This window comes from Bacillus sp. cl96 (genome assembly GCF_900100505.1).
In the GTDB taxonomy this organism is placed as follows: Bacteria; Bacillota; Bacilli; order Bacillales; family Bacillaceae_G; genus Bacillus_A; species Bacillus_A cereus.
The window spans coordinates 38,147-54,349 of the sequence record NZ_FNDM01000003.1 but is presented as its reverse complement, the minus strand read 5'-3'; the positions used below and the strand labels follow the sequence as shown (position 1 = coordinate 54,349).

Below are 16,203 nucleotides of genomic sequence, written 5' to 3'. Positions count from 1 at the left end.
TTTTAATAAAGTGAAACTCCTAATTATTCTCCAAGCACCTTCTCAATCTCAACCTCTAAATCTACCGGCTTCGTCTGCGGAGCAAAACGCCCTACTACTTTCCCGTCTTTTCCGATTAAAAACTTCGTAAAATTCCATTTCACTGCTTTCATACCAAGTAAACCTGGTGCTTGTTCTGTCATGTATGTATATAGAGGGTGAGCCTTATCACCTTTCACATCAACCTTTGCAAACATCGGGAAGTTTACACCGTAGTTTAATTCACAAAAACTAGTAATGTCCGCTTCTGTACCTGGTTCTTGTCCCCCGAATTGGTTACAAGGAAATCCGAGTATTTCGAGTCCTTGGTCTTTATATTTATCATATACCTCTTGTAATCCTTTATATTGTGGTGTGAAACCACATTTGCTAGCTACATTGACAATAAGAAGTGCTTTTCCTTTGTAATCTTTTAACGATTTTTCTTCACCTGTAATTGTTTTAGCTGAAAAATCATAAACTGTCATTGTCTTTGCCCCTCTCTTCACTATCATTCTATGTTTATACTATACTACATTCGTGAATATACAGCTCTTATTACGTACTTATAAGTTGTAATGATAGCGCTTTATTTCTGTTCGAAAATTCGACACAAACTACTAGACTTTTATGATGGAAAGTTTTACAATTGAATTGTGAACAAAATGTGACAGTTTATATTCCATTATAAAAGAAAAGGATGGTGTTCATTATGAAAACTGCACAACATGAAACGATTTCAAATCGCGAGTTTTATTTCGTACTATATATGATGTTATTGTATGTTACTGGCTGGGTAATCGATGTAAATGGTTTATTCTTAAGCTCCTACTTTAATTTAGCAGGAGAGATTATGCTTCCATTAGTAGGCGGGATTGTTGGACTGTTCATTATGTCTGTTAATAAACAACAAACGAAATAATAATATTACAAAAAGGCAGAAGACGAGCTTCGTTTTCTGCCTTTTTTCTATTTTAGCGTATAATAAAAACATGCAGTATATAAGGAGTGGTAACTATGAAAAAAGTAGAGCAATTATCTTCTCACCTATATCTTATTGATGATTTCGATTTACAGCATAATGAACGAACAGGTACGTACGTTTTATTAGGTGACGATATTACTTTAATTGAAACTTGTGCAGCCCCTTCTCTTCCGTATATTTTAGACGGCTTACAACAATTACATATTGATTTAAACGATGTTAAAAACATTATCGTTACACATGTGCATTTAGATCACGCTGGCGCAGCTGGTTTAATGATGGAAAAGTGCCCAAATGCTACGTTATATGTGCATTCTCGTGGTGCTCGTCATATGATTGATCCAACAAAACTCATTTTAGGTGCAAAAGCTGTCTACAAAGAAGATTTCGATAAACTCTTTGACCCAATTCTTCCAATTGAAGAAGAACGTGTTCATATTGTACAACATGGTGATATGTTAAAAATTGCAAAAGACCGCACCCTTACATTTTATGATACACCAGGACATGCGAAGCACCATATTAGCATTCACGATTCATTAACAAACGGGATTTTTACTGGCGATACAATTGGAATTTATTATAGAGAACTCGCAGACGTTGATGTAGAGTTATATCTACCATCAACGTCCCCTTCACAATTCCAACCAGATGCGATGATTGCTTCTAAAAATCACATTCAAAGCATGAATGTAGATACTATTTATTTCGGTCATTACGGCGCATCCTCTCATGTTACAGAAGTATACAATCAATTGGAACATTGGCTACCTATTTTCGTTCAGACTGGTAAGGAAGTCTTTGACAAGTATAATGATTTCGATGAAGCGACTAAAGCTTTACAAACTTTGTTAATGGATAAAATCTCTTCTCATCTTACAAAGTTAAACGTTCCATCAGATCATTCCGTTTATAATATTTTACATTTAGATATAGAAATTAGCGCAATGGGCATTATTGATTATTTCACGAAGCAAGAAAAAGCAAACTCCACTATTAACTAACAGTAAAAGAAGAGATATACAACAGTAGTTATTGTATATCTCTTCTTTTTTTGAATATATTTTGAGTAAAGGATGGTGGAATATAATGCAAAAATTGATGCTATACCTCTGCTTCACATTATTTATCGTCTTATTATTATTTGTAGGAGTAAAAATTCAATTTTATTTAGATACAGATGCACAAGTGAACTTTAACGTTTATCCAAGATTATTCTACTTTACACTCTTCCCTCTTATAGTTGGCATTTTATTACGATTCCTTCAATCTATTAATCGCGAAACGAGTAAACAAAACTGGAGCTTTCAACCGGATAAATTTATTGCTATTACAGTGCCTACACTATTCATTTCCTTTTCCCCAGCACTACTCTTTTCACCACTTGCCGAATACCTACCTTATTTAGTTAATATTATTCTAATAAATACAACTTTTGTTACGATTATTAGTTTAATAGCTGGTTATTCCCTTTTAGATTGTTTTATACAAAAGGACAATGCAACGATGAAAAAATATAATTGAATGCTCTATTTAATCGTGCAAGTCAAGGATTGTACTGCCTTGGCTTGTTTTTAGAATACTTATATTCCTGTATAATACAGTTATCGAATAAATTTCGGAGGAATGATACAATGTTTTTTCAATTTTTTCTACTAGCAGTCATTATGTCTTTTATTAGTGGTAGACTCATTGGTACAAAACTAAATCTTTTCAAACAAGCAAGTGCAGCCACTGTAGGTGTTTCACTTACGTCTGCTCTGTATTGGTTTTTATATTTACGTTATCAAGATGAATCGGTTGTCGGTGTTGATAGATATTTTTGGCTAGGAAGCTCATTAATTGTATCGATGCTTTGTTACCTAGTTTTTGAATTATTTGATCCTATTAGGCGTGGCGAAATGGATGACGTAGTAACGGAAAGCCGAAATCCTATTTCAAAATTCTTCGCTAAGATTGGTAGACAAAAAAGATATATGCGCGTCTCTTCTATTGCAATAAAACACGGAATGGGAAAATATTTAGCTTTAAAGCGCTCACCAGAAGCAGATCGTAAGCTCGCCACTTCACTTCGAAATACACTAGAAGAATGCGGTGGTGTATTTATTAAATTCGGACAAGTTTTATCAACTCGCTCTGATTTATTACCACCTGTTTTTATTCACGAGTTATCAAACCTTCAGGAAAATGTAACACGTTTATCACAAAAACAAGTTGAAGAAATATTGAAAAAGGAACTACATACACCAAAAGATGAAATCTTCAGCTCCTTTGAAATGGAACCGTTAGCTGCCGCCTCTATTGGCCAAGTACATAAAGCAAAGTTGAAAGAAAACGACCAGGATGTCGTCGTTAAACTACTACGTCCTAATATTTCTGAGACAATTAAACGTGACTTAGATATTTTAATTCACTTTTCTTTATGGATTTCCAACAAATCAACTTGGGCTAAAAATATCGGCTTTCTTGATTTAGCACATGGCTTCTCTATCGCAATGAAAGAAGAAATTGATTTCAAAATTGAGGCTCGTAACTTCGAACAAGTGTCTGATTCACTAAAAAATAGTGAAACGAAAGTAAAAATACCGAAAGTATATAAAAAATACAGTAATTCAAAAATACTTGTGCTTGAATTTTTAGATGGAGTAAGTGTTAAAAGTGGGTCAGCATTATTAAATGAATTACAAATTGATACGAAAAAAGTACAACGGCAACTCTTTGATTGTATTTTAGAGCAAATTTTCTTTAAAGGTATTTTCCATGCAGACCCTCATCCAGGTAATGTGTATATTCTTCGTGATGGCACTCCTGCATTACTTGATTTCGGTTCTGTCGGAAGATTAGGAACCCTACAACAAGATGCATTCAAGCGGCTACTTATTGGCTTTGAGCGCAAAAATTCATATGTCTTGCTTGATGGACTGCTTCAATTAGTTGAAAAGAAACCAAATGTTGATAAAGAAGGATTAGAACAATCTATCAGCCAATTATTAATCCAAAGTACGTACGGCTCTACAAACGGTTCTGAAGAATTTATTCAAGGGTTGTTTCAAATAATCGCTGAGTTTGAATTAGCGTTTTATCCAATGGTTGCAGGGGCTTTCCGCTCTCTAATTACGCTAGAAGGAACGATGCTGCAACTAAATCCCGAATTCAATTTAATGGACGAAGCGAAACGCTTTGCGAAAGATCATGCAGCTAGTTTCATGCCAGTTAACAATTATTCTAGTTTAAAAGAAGCTGCAACAAACGAATTACTCGCTATGTTACCTGCCATGCGACGCATTCCTAGAAAACTAGATGATTTAAGTTCAAAACTAGAAAACGGAGAACTATCCGTTAAGGTTGGCTTTTTCTCTGACGAAACAAATGCATCGTTTATTACTACATTTATCTCACAATTCCTCATTGCGTTTATTGGAACTGCATTTGGTGGGATTTCGGTAGGCGTATTGCATTTAGCAAACAGTGCGACAGAGCCAAATGATCAATTTTTAAGTGTCGTTGGTTACGGTGGTTTATTTATAAGTGCGATATTACTTGTAAGAGTCGCTATTCATGCGGTAAGAAAATTTAAGTAATAATAAAATGAGTATACAATCACGTAGATTGTATACTCATTTTTTATTGTTTACATAATCAATATGTAATAGTTAAACGAAAGAAAGCTTTGAGCTTTTCTACTTATCGCACCTTTTCATCTACATACTCCATAAACTGCTCCGCTTTAATAAATCTTTCTTTGTACGCCTCAGGTACTTCTTCTATTTTTATTGCACCAGTTGATTTTGTCTTCACTCGTACTATTTCATGTGTCATTAAAGCTTCCATATAGCGATCAAACTCTTCTTGCGTTAATACTTCTTTACTAGATTTATGACCATTTAATTTATCAAAGTATGGTTGAAGGCCCATACTTACCTTTTTCATTTCTTCTCTTTTTGCTGGTGATAATCCATCATAATCTATATTACCATTCGAATCTCCGTACGCAAGCTTTGCATTTGTTAATTTTTTTAGTTCTTTTGTAAACTCCTCATATTCCTTCGTGTCCATTTCATCTTTCGCTTCTGATAACTTTGCATTAAAACGCATATACGCTTCTAACGTCATCGCTCCGGCGTGTTTTTTTAAATTCTCAAAAGATCCGTATATACCATCCGCCATAATAGATTGATATGTAAAACCGGTCGTAGGGATTAAAAATGCTGCTGCAAGCACTCCGGCGATAAGACGTTTCTTCACCTTATTTCCCCCGCGATTCATTTTGATTTGAACAATTACTTTTTCTTTTAACTCCGGCGGGGCAACAATCCCCTTCGCTTCTTCTCGTATAGATTCTCTAACTCTACAATCTAAACTCATTTCACATTCCCTACCTCTCCTAAAAAGATTTCTTCTACTTGCTCTTTTTGACGTAGTTTCTTTAATGCCGCATGAATTCTAGACTTCACTGTACCGATTGGAATATGTAATATTTGTGCTACTTCTTCTTGTGAATAATCGTGTAAGTATCTTAAGATAATAACTTGTTTCAATTTATACGGTAATTTATGAATGAGTTCGATTAGTTTTTGGTTTGATATTTTACTTACAACATCGTTAGAAAAATCAATTTGCACTGGCTTTCTTTGCTCTTCTGCTTTTTTTATAATTCTTAGTCGCATCCACCTCTTTCTTCTATAAGAATGAATTTGTTTAATCGCAAGTCCAATTAACCAAGGGCGAAATGGCTTCCCGCTATCATATTTACGAAGCGATTCATATAGCTGTATGTATACTTCCTGAACGACATCATCTACATCCGTTTTATCTTCAATTAAAAAATGTGCTGTTTTATATACTTCTTGAATCGTTACATCATACAATTCGCTATACGCTTCTTTATTGCCTGATAAAGTTAATTGAATTAAATGTGCGTAATCTATTTCACCCTTCATATTCCAGCCCTCCTTTGTCTTACACTATATATTGGCAGGTAATTCATATTTCGTTCGATTTTTCCGAAAAAATTTTTTATATAAATTAATATAATGATCCACTGAGTTCATAAGCTTCACTTATAACCACACATAACTATTATATAATTTTCCAATTTCTGATAAAGATTTAAAATAATTTATATAGTCAAATTTAGGAGGACATATAATGAAAGCTATCGTTGTAACGTCGTTCGGTGGTCCTGAAGTGATGAAATATACAGATTTTGATATACCGGCTATTTCAGAAGATCAAGTTTTAATTCGCGTAGTTGCTACTAGTGTAAATTTCGCTGATATTAAATCACGTTATGGCAAAAAAGGAGATAAAGCACTACCTTTTATTCCAGGAATAGATGCAACTGGTATTGTAGAACGCGTCGGTTCTCATGTGAAAAATATTCAACCTGGACAGCGTGTCATTGCTTTTCCTCAAAATGGATCTTACGCAGAGTACGTTGTTTCAAATGAAAATCTCACTTTCGTTTTACCCCATGAAGTCGACTTTCAAACTGCAGCTGCTTGTCCGATCGTATCTTTCACAAGCTATAATTTACTCGTGAATGTTGCAAGGCTTCAACAAAATGAATCCGTGCTGATTCATGCAGCTGCTGGCGGAATTGGTACTACCGCGATTCAACTTGCAAAACGATTAGGGGCTGGAACAGTTATCGGTACTGTCGGAAGTGAAACGAAAAAAGAAATCGTTTTAGATGCTGGAGCTGATTATGTAATTTGTCATCAAACTGAAGATTTTGTAGAGAAAGTCAATGAGCTGACAAACGGAGAAGGAGTGAATATTATTTTGGACTCTATTTCTGGAACTGTTTCTGAAAGAAGTTTAAACTGCCTTGCTTATTACGGTCGCCTCGTTCATTTCGGTAATGCTAGCGGTGAAATTGGTAACTTTCAAACGAAAGATTTACATGCAAGTTGCCGCTCTATACTCGGTTTTAGCTTTGGAACCACACGAAAAAAGCGTCCTGAACTGCTCCAAGAAACTGCAAATGAAGTTTTCCGTTATTTGCGTGACGGACGTTTACAAATTAAGGCTACGAAATCTTTTCCACTTCAAGATGCAGGGAAAGCACATGAATGGGTCGAAAGTAGAAAAAGTACAGGGAAAGTAATACTAACTGTTCAGTCCTCTTCCTGAAATGAATACTGGAAACAGAGGTGGCATTCATGGGATCACGAATTATGCATGTTATTATCGCTAACGGTATTGCTGAGAAACTATCTATTCACGATAAGACTTCTTTCTTACTTGGAGCTGTAGCCCCTGATGCTGTTCATTCAAAAAAAGAAAAAGGAACCTCACATTTTTATGCCGGTACAACGAAGAACTATACGAGAAGAATAGATTATGATTCATTTTTTCATAAATATGAATCACATATAGATTCCCCATTTATTTTAGGCTATTATACCCATCTCATTGCCGATGATAATTGGCTAAGTGGATTTTTTCTACCTTGGCTAAAAAATAGAATAGAGAATGACGAAACTATCGCACCCCTGTACTATAACGATTTTAAATTGTTAAATGCAAAGTTGCTTCATCATTACGATCAAGAACAACAGCTTTTCTCTCTTCTCAATCAAGAGGCTCACATTGTGGATATTGAAGAGGTTTCTAAAGAAAACGTTTTAGCTTTTCGAAAGTATCTTTTTGAAGATATGTTGTATCCAAAGCAACATTTGCATGAAGACTTACAAGTATTTACGTTTGAGCAAATCGTTGGCTATATTGAGACAGCGATTGAAAAAGGAGTATTTTTTATTAAACAACTCTCTAATGAAAAATCCACTTCAAAAATTTAATCCCCCTCAAATATATTTGAGGGGGATTTTCACATAGCAATATTATTATTGGTTCTTCTCCATAACCGCAAAATAATTCCCTTCGCTATCAGCAAAGTTAAACACTTTACCAGAAGGCATAGTTACCATTTCTCCAACAGTAACATTTTTGTTTGTTAAATCTGTATATAATTGATCAAGATTTTCTGAGAAGAACATTAAGGACGGTGTACCAAGATTCAATTCTGGGCTCATTTTAGAAATAACTTCTTTATTATGTAATATAATGCTCGTTTCTGCACCGTTAGTCGGAGCAATTTCAATCCATCTCATTCCTTGCTTGTTATCTTCCTCTGCTACTACATGAAACCCTACCTTTTCCGTCCAAAAATTTACTGCCTCATCTTGATTATTTACATATAACATAATTTGTCCTACTTTATGGATCATTACATTTCCCCCTAATGGTTTTTATATTCTATGTAGCTTTCTACAAATACTATCGTTATTCCTTTTGAGTTGGTATGTACTTCTTTGCAAAATTTATCGACTGACTCATCCCATCCAGTTCATCAAAATAATCATTTCTTTCAATCATGTTATATCCGTCGAATCCAATTTTATCTAATACTTTGAAGAATATATCGAAATCTACTTCACCATTCCCTACTGCTACTTCTATATACTTAGTTGAACGATCACTTTTCACTTCTTTACAATCTTTAATATGAGTTTGTACTATATAATCTTTTAATAGTAATAAACCTTCTCCCGGATTTTCATTTACATCACTTATTAAATTTGCTGGGTCAAAGTTAACAGCTAGTCCTTTCGAGTTTGCAGTTTCTAAAAATCGTTTTAATACTATTGCTTTTTCAGATCCCGTCTCAATAGCAAAGAATCCCCCAAATTTGAACGCTAATTCCCCTATCTCATAACAAACCCGTAGCATTTTATCATAGTAGGCACTTTTTTCATCATCTGGAACTTTCCCAATATGAGCTGTTATGATCTTTGCCCCAAGCCCCAAACCTCTGTCAGTAATATATTTAAACTGATCTATTGCACTCTCAGCTTCTATTCCTATAATTCCATTTTCTCCAAAACTAATTGCTAATGATGGAATCTTTATTCCATTAAAAGATAAGCTTTTCTTTAAAGCATTCCATTCTACCATTGAGATATTAGCTAAGTTAAAGTTTTTATTCATAGCATATAATTGAATATATTCTAAATCCCATTCCCTTGCTTTTTGTATTCCTTCGTTTACTTCAATATATTTTGTATTCAAAAACATTCCTAATTTCCTATCCATATGTGTACCTTCTTTTTATTATTTCGTGTCAGTTTAATATTCGACTTTTTTTATATTATTTCCTCGTATAAACCAAATAAATAAACTACCCTTTTTTCGATACTCCCAGTAGAAGCATATATATGATAGGCACATTAAAAACACTAATACAATTCCCATTATCGCTTGTTTACAAACAAAAAAGACGTAACTACAAATAGTTACGCCTTCCCTATCATTTATCTAGGCTTTTTCTTCCCAGTAAATGCTGGTTTCTTTTTCTTTGGTGCTTTCGGTTTCGTTTCTACAAATGATCCCTTGAACATTTCTTGCTTCGTAAATACGATGCCTAGTTTTTTCGCAAATTGTAGTAATTTACGCTCTTCTTGTGGTGTTACAAGAGACACGACAGTTCCTTCTTTACCCATACGTCCAGTACGTCCTGAGCGGTGAATATATTGGTCTACTGTGTCTGGTAACTCTAAATGAATTACGTGTGTTAAATCGTCAATATCGATACCGCGTGCTGCAATATCAGTAGCAAGTAGAATTTCTAATTTCCCTCCGCGGAAAGCACGCATTGTCGCTTCACGCTCTTGTTTACTTGCTTCTGCATGAAGAGCCGCTGCTTTCATTTTACGGAATTTCAATTTCTCAGTAATTTCATCTAAACGGAATGGGTCGTTTAAGAACGCAACTGCTTTTACATCGCCCATATGCATAATTCTTCTTACGTAATCATTTTTTTCGCGTCGCTCACAAATGATATACGTATGCTCAACTAAGCTTTTTGATTCTGCACGTGTTACACGTACTAATTGTGGTTCCACTGCTAAATCACGTGCCGCATCTTCTGCCGCTTTTGTCATTGTCGCCGAGAAGAATACTAATTGACGATCGCGCATCGTTGATTTAATTACATCTTGCACTGCGCCCATCATTTTTTGCTTTACAATTTGATCAAACTCATCAAATACAATTGTTTTTACTTCATGCATTTTTAGCTTTTTCATACGAATTAATTCTAAAATACGGCCTGGTGAACCGACAATTACTCTTGGGTGTTTCTTTAATTTTTCAACTTGGCGCTTAATATCTGCACCACCAATTAAAGATGCACCTGAAATTTCAGTTCCTGCTGTAAACTTTTGAACCTCTTCATGAATTTGCATTACAAGTTCACGTGTTGGCGCTAAAACAACAACTTGTGGCTGTTTTACTTCAGGATTAATTTTATGTAAAAGGGGTAATAAGTACGCTAATGTTTTTCCTGTTCCAGTTGGAGATTCAGCTATAACGTCTTGTCCTTCTAAAATAGTTGGAATCGCTTGTTTTTGAATTTCAGTTAACTCTTTAAAACCAGCCTTCTCCCAAGCTTGTTGTAAAAATGGTTGCATATCTTTTATCATTTGTTTTTCTCCTTTATCTCTATTTTTGAAGAAAATGCTGTATTGTTCGCACCGTTTCTATCATGTGTGAAATAACAGCTATTAAATCATCAACATGGTCTTCTGTAATCGCTTTTTGAAATAGAACCTCTACCTTATTATGATATGAAATCGCTTGCTTATTATATTCGTATGAAACTTTCTGCATAATCATTCTTTCTTTTCCCCATATAGAACGCATTAATGTTTCAATTTCTTCGCATTTTACTTCTGGTTGTTCTAACGGGAATGAAAATGCTAGCTTCATCTCACAACCTGGTGTAAACTGAGGCACTTCTAGTATTTCACCAGACAAGTTCTTTGCATCCACAGATAATGAAAATGTTGCTTCTACTAATGGTTCAAACGGTTCTGTTAATTGAAATGAGATATGATATATGCGACTTAATGAAGCAAGATCCATCATATCTTTTCGATCTGTTACAAGAATATCTCCATGTAGATCAAAATCATACACAGCACCTTCTACGATTACTTTTAAATTGTCAAAAGCAGTTGGATCAAACATAATTTCCTCCAAAAAACAGGCGCCTTTCGATGGAAAGGCGCCACTTGATGTATATATAGTTTACAGATAAACGAGATGAATTACAACCTTTTAGAATAAACCTACTGCTTTTCCATCTTCATTTACATCCATTTGAAGTGCTGCTGGCTGTTTTGGAAGACCTGGCATTGTTAACATTGTACCTGTTAACGCAACGATAAAGCCTGCACCGATAGATGGTTTTAGCTCACGAATTGTAACGATAAAGTCAGATGGACGACCTAATTTTGTTGCATCGTCAGAAAGAGAGTATTGTGTTTTCGCCATACAAACTGGTAGATTACTCCAACCTTCTCCTTCATATTGAGCTAATTGCTTACGTGCTTTCGGAGCAAATTCAATATCTTTTGCGCCATATACTTTTTGAGCAATTGTACGAATTTTTTCTTCTAATGGTAATTCTAATTCATAAAGTGGTGCGTAGTTGTTTTCACCTTTTTCGATTTCTTTTAGTACTTTTTCAGCAAGGTCAACTCCGCCTTGGCCACCTTTCTCCCAAACTTCTGTTAAGGATACTGCATAGCCACGCTCATTACACCACTCTTGTAAGTATGTAACTTCTGCATCTGTATCTGTAATGAATTTATTAATTGCAATTACGAAAGGCACACCGAAGCTTTGAATTGTTTCAACATGCTTCTGTAAGTTTTCCATACCTTTTGCTAATGCATCTACATTTTCTTCTTTTAATTGATCTTTTGCAACGCCGCCATGCATTTTAAGCGCACGAATCGTCGCAACAATAACAACTGCTTCTGGTTTAATGCCAGCTGCACGAGCTTTAATATCTAAAAACTTCTCAGCGCCTAAATCAGCACCGAATCCAGCCTCTGTAATAACATAATCACCTAATTTTGCTGCCATTGTTGTAGCGATAACACTGTTACAACCGTGAGCGATATTCGCAAATGGTCCGCCATGAATGATAGCTGGTGTATTTTCTAACGTTTGTACTAAGTTCGGCTTTAATGCGTCTTTTAATAATAGTGTTAACGCACCTTCTACACCTAAATCTTTAACCGTTACAGGTTGATTTGCAAAGTTATAAGCAACTACGATGCGAGATAGACGCGCTTTTAAGTCTTGAATATCTGTTGCAAGGCAGAACACGGCCATAATTTCAGATGCTACTGTAATGTCAAAACCGTCTTCACGTGGTACACCTTGTACAGGTCCACCCAGACCAATTACTACGTTACGAAGGGCACGATCATTTAAGTCAACACAGCGTTTCCAAACAATTTTACGCGTATCAATTCCAAGTGTGTTTCCTTGTTGGATATGATTATCAATAAACGCTGCTAATGCGTTATTGGCAGTTGTGATCGCATGGATATCTCCAGTAAAGTGAAGGTTAATGTCTTCCATTGGTACGACTTGTGAAAAACCGCCACCTGCTGCTCCACCTTTTAATCCCATCGTCGGTCCAAGAGATGGTTCACGAAGTGCAATTACTGTTTTCTTACCAATTTTGTTAAAAGCTTGACCTAAACCAACTGTTACTGTTGATTTACCTTCTCCAGCTGGAGTTGGGTTAATCGCTGTTACTAAAACAACTTTACCGTCTTCCTCATCTTGTAAGCGCTTAAAAATATCAAGAGATAACTTACCTTTATAATGCCCGTATGGCTCTAATTCATCTTCTAAAATATTTAAATCAGCTGCAATTTCTTGAATCTTCTTCATACTCGCTTCTTGTGCGATTTCAATATCGGATTTCACTGTTGTAGTAGTTGTCATATACCCTAGTCCCCCTTTAATTGGTTCTGATGATATTGTATCAGTTTTTTGTATTTTCTGCACTTATTTACCTCCTAAAAATTCTTTCATTTCTTTATACGTTTTTTAACATAAATACCCATAAGAATGTTAACGATTGTTGTAACTCTGTAGGTAGTTGACCTAACATCTTCTCATTTACTCCGCGCTTATATACGCCGATGCCATCTATAACTTTAAAACCTTGTTCTTTCGCTAACTGTTCAAATTCCCAAGGCATCATCGTATTACAAACAACGTCTTTTCCATACAAGCGAGGATAACTGTTCTCTCGTGGCTTTGCTGTCGGCCCTAAAATTGCAATACATGCATATCCATCTTTCTTTAACACACGCTTTATTTCATTTAACGCTCGTAATGGCTCTTCCGTCCATTCTAAAGAATTAATTGCCATAATTGATTCAAATTGCTCATTTTCAAATGGTAATGCAGAAAGATCTCCTTTTATAAAAGATAAATTCGGTCCTTCTCCGCGCTCCTTACCTTTTTGAATCATCACTTCCGATAAATCTACTCCCACTGCTTTATAGCCTGCGCTACTTAATTTATATGTACCGTACCCATCACCACAACCAACATCGAGCACTTGTGCTTCTTTCTTCACGTATTGTTCAAAAAACGGAATAATTGTACTTCTGCTACCACTGTCCCACATCTCTTGACTATTTTGATTCCAAAACTCTGCGCTACTATCCCATTTCTTTTCTGCTGATTCATGCCAATTAAATTTCGTCATACATTCCCCTACCTTCACGCTTTATCACTCATTTCATTCTACATCATTTTCCAAAATTCCTGTTTTATCTTCATAAGGAGATATACATGCTGATGAAGGAATCTTTATTCTCCAATTTTTGCTTTACTTGGGTTTAACTCATACTCATGTTCTTCTCTTTATGAAAGATACTATAGATACACCCAATTGAAAGAGAGGGATGTACATGCGAAGAAAGAGAAATCATCATTTTAAAAGTGGTGAAAAAAACGAAGAGTATGCAGCTGAAATATCACCAGCTGGCATTCCAATTAGACATAAGCGTAAAGAAATTGCAAATGAGATAGAAGGTACAAATACCGGTGCAATGGTAGGCTATGTCGCTTTATTTCTTTCGTTATTCTCCATTGCTTTTTATCCAGTTACGCTCGGCTCCCTAGCAATTTTAGTTGGCCTATTAGCTGTCAATTTCGGAGCAAGAACACTTGGATATACAGCAATTGGTTTTGGTAGTTTTTCTGTTTTATTCACTTTATTTTATCCGCTTGCTTTGTCAGCGTTTTAAAAAAACACACCAAGTCATACTTGGTGTGTTCATTCATGATACAACATAATATGGCCGCATCCACAACAATGTTTCGCTGTAATTTCTTGAAACACTGGATAATTTTCTTCATCTCGATGCTCAATAAATACTTTTTCAAATCGATACATGTTTGGTGCATATGCCCAATCTTGTTTCGTACGTGCATATAACGTTGAGGAAAAAAACTCCTCACCGCCACAAACAATACATGTGTTCTTCATCAATACCCCTCCTATGCTTGTCTTACTTCATCTATATGAACATAAGCATAAAAAAAAGACCTTCTATTACTAGAAAGTCTTCTCTGAAACAAAAAGAAATGTACCAAACATTCCTACTCCGCTATATTCTTTTGAAACACCAGCTTCTGTTTTAAATGTTTGCTTTACAGTCATAAAGAATACACCATTTCGTGCATCTGTACTTTCAAATTGTAGTTTTTCTTTTTTACCATCTACATTTTGCGTGCATTCAAAACTACTCTCATTACAATTCAACGCATACTTATCCTGTACATACACTTTAAAATCTGATTCTTTTGGACAAGTTATAAGTAATATTGCCACGAGAATAATACTTATAATACCCACAATTGTATAATATTTCTTCATTTGTACTCCTTTCAAATGACAAGAAAACTTGACTTCATACGCCAAGTTTTCTTAGTCAACAACCCATTGCCACTCTTGTTCTTTCTTATCAAAAATGAGCCAACCTGTTTCTGTTGCTTCCTCTTTCAATTCATCGATATTATCTAACACCTCATCCGTACTTTCATACGAACCAACTACATATACCGGAATTTCAAGACCTCTTCTTGACTCAATCTTCCCTGCTAAATCTATGTAAAGACCATCTTCCATTAGTGGAATAAGTCCCATAATCAATTCTTTTGAAATCGCTGGGAAAATTTTTGATTTTTGGAAGAAAGAAAAACGTTTCTTACCGAAAGCACCGAGTTTATACGGAATGACTTTACTTAACATTCCTACAAAATCAGCAATTCTACGATAATACACTTTGTTGTACCATCCGTCATCATGTGAAAAATAAACAAATCGATTTTTCAGTAACGGAAAGAATGTTCTTGCAAGTGGTTCTTTTTTGTGAGCCAAATATAATAATTCTGCAATTTCTTTCGGCTCTAATTCATCTAAATCGCTTGCATCATCAAAATCTACCCAACAAAATTCATCAAATTCATCAATCTCTGCTTGAATTAACTTATGTATATTTTCTTCCTCAACATATTCAAATAAAGTATGATAATGAAAATCCGTCCATTCAAAGTTGTGCTTTAAAAGCAACACTTGATGAAGCGGTGAAGGGATGTTACTCGCAAACTCTTTAAACGTAATTCCTGATGTAATAAAACAATGACCTCGACGATTACCATTAATATATATCATATTCTTTACTTGGTCAGATCCTCCAGACAAAGCACCTAGCCACCTTCGTTTTATATGTTTCAATTCTATAGCATATTTTAACATGAAAAATTTTAGAAACATAGAAAAAACTTCAAAAACTATTTACAATTTCATGTGTTTTATTACATAGTGATTACAAGAAAAAACGCCTGCTCATAAGCAGGCGTTTTTAAAGGATTTCATCAGGGTTTTGAGGATGATGATTTCCCTCTTTCTTTTCTTCTTTTTGGAACATCGATTGAATTTTATCAATTGTTTGTGGAGCTAATTCAATCATTTTTTCTGCTAAATGTGTCGCATTTTGTAGATGTAGAATATTTACTCCATCTTTATTCACCACAAGAAATGCTACTGGTGTAATCGAAACACCACCCGCGCTACCGCCACCAAATGCAGGGTTACCGTTCGCTCTTTGTCCATCATTCGTTTGGAAATCAGAACCTCCTGCTCCAAAACCGAACGCTACTTTAGAAACCGTTAACACTACACCACCGTCAGCCGTTTGAACAGGCTCTCCAACAATCGTATTTACATCGACCATTTCTTTTAAATTTTCCATTGCTGCTTTCATTAACCCTTGAATTGGATGATCCACCGTTCATAACCTCCTTTGTCATAT

20 protein-coding genes are annotated in these 16,203 nt (G+C 35.2%); 7 read left to right on the top strand and 13 right to left on the bottom strand.

What is annotated here, in order from left to right:
- Positions 1 to 23 precede the first annotated feature (23 nt).
- On the bottom strand, positions 24 to 506 hold the full coding sequence (gene bsaA, locus BLT20_RS07910) for a glutathione peroxidase (protein WP_000219440.1): 483 nt from the start codon (positions 504 to 506) through the stop codon (positions 24 to 26).
- Positions 507 to 730: 224 nt separating this feature from the next.
- Here bsaA and BLT20_RS07905 point away from each other — a divergent pair, with 224 nt between their 5' ends.
- From BLT20_RS07905 to BLT20_RS07890, 4 genes are all read left to right on the top strand, one after another.
- Positions 731 to 940, top strand: a complete 210-nt coding sequence (locus tag BLT20_RS07905; protein ID WP_000844985.1) for a DUF3925 domain-containing protein — start codon at positions 731 to 733, stop codon at positions 938 to 940.
- Positions 941 to 1,035: 95 nt separating this feature from the next.
- On the top strand, positions 1,036 to 2,007 hold the full coding sequence (locus BLT20_RS07900) for an MBL fold metallo-hydrolase (protein ID WP_000754964.1): 972 nt from the start codon (positions 1,036 to 1,038) through the stop codon (positions 2,005 to 2,007).
- An 85-nt stretch (positions 2,008 to 2,092) separates the two neighbouring features.
- A complete protein-coding gene (locus tag BLT20_RS07895; protein WP_001170914.1) occupies positions 2,093 to 2,527 on the top strand; it encodes a hypothetical protein in 435 nt (144 codons plus the stop codon).
- A 110-nt stretch (positions 2,528 to 2,637) separates the two neighbouring features.
- Positions 2,638 to 4,584, top strand: coding sequence for an ABC1 kinase family protein (locus BLT20_RS07890; protein ID WP_000466006.1), 1,947 nt, complete (start codon positions 2,638 to 2,640; stop codon positions 4,582 to 4,584).
- Positions 4,585 to 4,687: 103 nt separating this feature from the next.
- Here BLT20_RS07890 and BLT20_RS07885 read toward each other — a convergent pair whose 3' ends face one another.
- The gene (locus tag BLT20_RS07885; RefSeq protein WP_000050701.1) at positions 4,688 to 5,368 is read right to left on the bottom strand and encodes a DUF3600 domain-containing protein; all 681 of its coding nucleotides are present in this window, start codon (positions 5,366 to 5,368) and stop codon (positions 4,688 to 4,690) included.
- The gene (locus BLT20_RS07880) at positions 5,365 to 5,943 is read right to left on the bottom strand and encodes a sigma-70 family RNA polymerase sigma factor (protein WP_000675558.1); all 579 of its coding nucleotides are present in this window, start codon (positions 5,941 to 5,943) and stop codon (positions 5,365 to 5,367) included. The genes BLT20_RS07885 and BLT20_RS07880 overlap by 4 nt, the downstream gene beginning before the upstream one ends.
- A gap of 208 nt (positions 5,944 to 6,151) precedes the next feature.
- Here BLT20_RS07880 and BLT20_RS07875 point away from each other — a divergent pair, with 208 nt between their 5' ends.
- Positions 6,152 to 7,138: a quinone oxidoreductase family protein gene (locus tag BLT20_RS07875; protein ID WP_000644619.1), complete on the top strand. Its 987-nt coding sequence runs from the start codon at positions 6,152 to 6,154 to the stop codon at positions 7,136 to 7,138.
- Between the two features lie 29 nt (positions 7,139 to 7,167).
- Entirely contained in the window at positions 7,168 to 7,806 is a 639-nt protein-coding gene (locus BLT20_RS07870; protein WP_000535621.1) for a zinc dependent phospholipase C family protein, read from the top strand.
- A 45-nt stretch (positions 7,807 to 7,851) separates the two neighbouring features.
- On the opposite strand, the gene BLT20_RS07865 is transcribed toward BLT20_RS07870, so the two are convergent.
- The 6 genes from BLT20_RS07865 to BLT20_RS07840 all read right to left on the bottom strand — a co-directional run bounded on the left by BLT20_RS07865 (position 7,852) and on the right by BLT20_RS07840 (position 13,589).
- On the bottom strand, positions 7,852 to 8,235 hold the full coding sequence (locus BLT20_RS07865; protein ID WP_000581478.1) for a VOC family protein: 384 nt from the start codon (positions 8,233 to 8,235) through the stop codon (positions 7,852 to 7,854).
- Between the two features lie 55 nt (positions 8,236 to 8,290).
- Positions 8,291 to 9,100, bottom strand: a complete 810-nt coding sequence (locus BLT20_RS07860; RefSeq protein ID WP_000375217.1) for a sugar phosphate isomerase/epimerase family protein — start codon at positions 9,098 to 9,100, stop codon at positions 8,291 to 8,293.
- A gap of 218 nt (positions 9,101 to 9,318) precedes the next feature.
- Positions 9,319 to 10,488 carry a DEAD/DEAH box helicase gene (locus BLT20_RS07855; RefSeq protein ID WP_000588613.1) on the bottom strand — a complete coding sequence of 390 codons (1,170 nt, stop codon included), beginning with the start codon at positions 10,486 to 10,488 and terminating at the stop codon, positions 9,319 to 9,321.
- Between the two features lie 19 nt (positions 10,489 to 10,507).
- Positions 10,508 to 11,035: a hypothetical protein gene (locus BLT20_RS07850; RefSeq protein ID WP_000460219.1), complete on the bottom strand. Its 528-nt coding sequence runs from the start codon at positions 11,033 to 11,035 to the stop codon at positions 10,508 to 10,510.
- A 90-nt stretch (positions 11,036 to 11,125) separates the two neighbouring features.
- Complete coding sequence (locus tag BLT20_RS07845; RefSeq protein WP_013141915.1) at positions 11,126 to 12,814, bottom strand: formate--tetrahydrofolate ligase; 1,689 nt, start codon at positions 12,812 to 12,814, stop codon at positions 11,126 to 11,128.
- Positions 12,815 to 12,908: 94 nt separating this feature from the next.
- Positions 12,909 to 13,589: a class I SAM-dependent methyltransferase gene (locus tag BLT20_RS07840; RefSeq protein WP_000160049.1), complete on the bottom strand. Its 681-nt coding sequence runs from the start codon at positions 13,587 to 13,589 to the stop codon at positions 12,909 to 12,911.
- Positions 13,590 to 13,794: 205 nt separating this feature from the next.
- Between BLT20_RS07840 and BLT20_RS07835 the strand changes: the two genes are divergently transcribed.
- Complete coding sequence (locus BLT20_RS07835; protein ID WP_001253200.1) at positions 13,795 to 14,133, top strand: hypothetical protein; 339 nt, start codon at positions 13,795 to 13,797, stop codon at positions 14,131 to 14,133.
- 29 nt (positions 14,134 to 14,162) lie between these two features.
- Here BLT20_RS07835 and BLT20_RS07830 read toward each other — a convergent pair whose 3' ends face one another.
- From BLT20_RS07830 to ytfJ, 4 genes are all read right to left on the bottom strand, one after another.
- Positions 14,163 to 14,375, bottom strand: coding sequence for a hypothetical protein (locus tag BLT20_RS07830; protein WP_000798747.1), 213 nt, complete (start codon positions 14,373 to 14,375; stop codon positions 14,163 to 14,165).
- Between the two features lie 69 nt (positions 14,376 to 14,444).
- A complete protein-coding gene (locus tag BLT20_RS07825; RefSeq protein ID WP_000761174.1) occupies positions 14,445 to 14,765 on the bottom strand; it encodes a hypothetical protein in 321 nt (106 codons plus the stop codon).
- Positions 14,766 to 14,816: 51 nt separating this feature from the next.
- Positions 14,817 to 15,593: an oxalate:formate antiporter gene (locus BLT20_RS07820; protein ID WP_000014087.1), complete on the bottom strand. Its 777-nt coding sequence runs from the start codon at positions 15,591 to 15,593 to the stop codon at positions 14,817 to 14,819.
- 160 nt (positions 15,594 to 15,753) lie between these two features.
- Positions 15,754 to 16,179: a GerW family sporulation protein gene (gene ytfJ, locus BLT20_RS07815; RefSeq protein WP_000349991.1), complete on the bottom strand. Its 426-nt coding sequence runs from the start codon at positions 16,177 to 16,179 to the stop codon at positions 15,754 to 15,756.
- Positions 16,180 to 16,203 lie beyond the last annotated feature (24 nt).

Bases quoted from the DNA above. Each gene is read 5' to 3' on its own strand.
- BLT20_RS07840 (WP_000160049.1), bottom strand. From the start codon at position 13,589: ATGACGAAATTTAATTGGCATGAATCAGCAGAAAAGAAATGGGATAGT.
- BLT20_RS07830 (WP_000798747.1), bottom strand. From the start codon at position 14,375: ATGAAGAACACATGTATTGTTTGTGGCGGTGAGGAGTTTTTTTCCTCA.
- BLT20_RS07850 (WP_000460219.1), bottom strand. From the start codon at position 11,035: ATGTTTGATCCAACTGCTTTTGACAATTTAAAAGTAATCGTAGAAGGT.
- BLT20_RS07895 (WP_001170914.1), top strand. From the start codon at position 2,093: ATGCAAAAATTGATGCTATACCTCTGCTTCACATTATTTATCGTCTTA.
- BLT20_RS07890 (WP_000466006.1), top strand. From the start codon at position 2,638: ATGTTTTTTCAATTTTTTCTACTAGCAGTCATTATGTCTTTTATTAGT.
- BLT20_RS07900 (WP_000754964.1), top strand. From the start codon at position 1,036: ATGAAAAAAGTAGAGCAATTATCTTCTCACCTATATCTTATTGATGAT.
- BLT20_RS07825 (WP_000761174.1), bottom strand. From the start codon at position 14,765: ATGAAGAAATATTATACAATTGTGGGTATTATAAGTATTATTCTCGTG.
- BLT20_RS07865 (WP_000581478.1), bottom strand. From the start codon at position 8,235: ATGATCCATAAAGTAGGACAAATTATGTTATATGTAAATAATCAAGAT.
- BLT20_RS07860 (WP_000375217.1), bottom strand. From the start codon at position 9,100: ATGGATAGGAAATTAGGAATGTTTTTGAATACAAAATATATTGAAGTA.
- BLT20_RS07835 (WP_001253200.1), top strand. From the start codon at position 13,795: ATGCGAAGAAAGAGAAATCATCATTTTAAAAGTGGTGAAAAAAACGAA.
- bsaA (WP_000219440.1), bottom strand. From the start codon at position 506: ATGACAGTTTATGATTTTTCAGCTAAAACAATTACAGGTGAAGAAAAA.
- BLT20_RS07870 (WP_000535621.1), top strand. From the start codon at position 7,168: ATGGGATCACGAATTATGCATGTTATTATCGCTAACGGTATTGCTGAG.
- BLT20_RS07875 (WP_000644619.1), top strand. From the start codon at position 6,152: ATGAAAGCTATCGTTGTAACGTCGTTCGGTGGTCCTGAAGTGATGAAA.
- BLT20_RS07855 (WP_000588613.1), bottom strand. From the start codon at position 10,488: ATGATAAAAGATATGCAACCATTTTTACAACAAGCTTGGGAGAAGGCT.
- BLT20_RS07885 (WP_000050701.1), bottom strand. From the start codon at position 5,368: ATGAGTTTAGATTGTAGAGTTAGAGAATCTATACGAGAAGAAGCGAAG.
- BLT20_RS07905 (WP_000844985.1), top strand. From the start codon at position 731: ATGAAAACTGCACAACATGAAACGATTTCAAATCGCGAGTTTTATTTC.
- BLT20_RS07845 (WP_013141915.1), bottom strand. From the start codon at position 12,814: ATGACAACTACTACAACAGTGAAATCCGATATTGAAATCGCACAAGAA.
- BLT20_RS07880 (WP_000675558.1), bottom strand. From the start codon at position 5,943: ATGAAGGGTGAAATAGATTACGCACATTTAATTCAATTAACTTTATCA.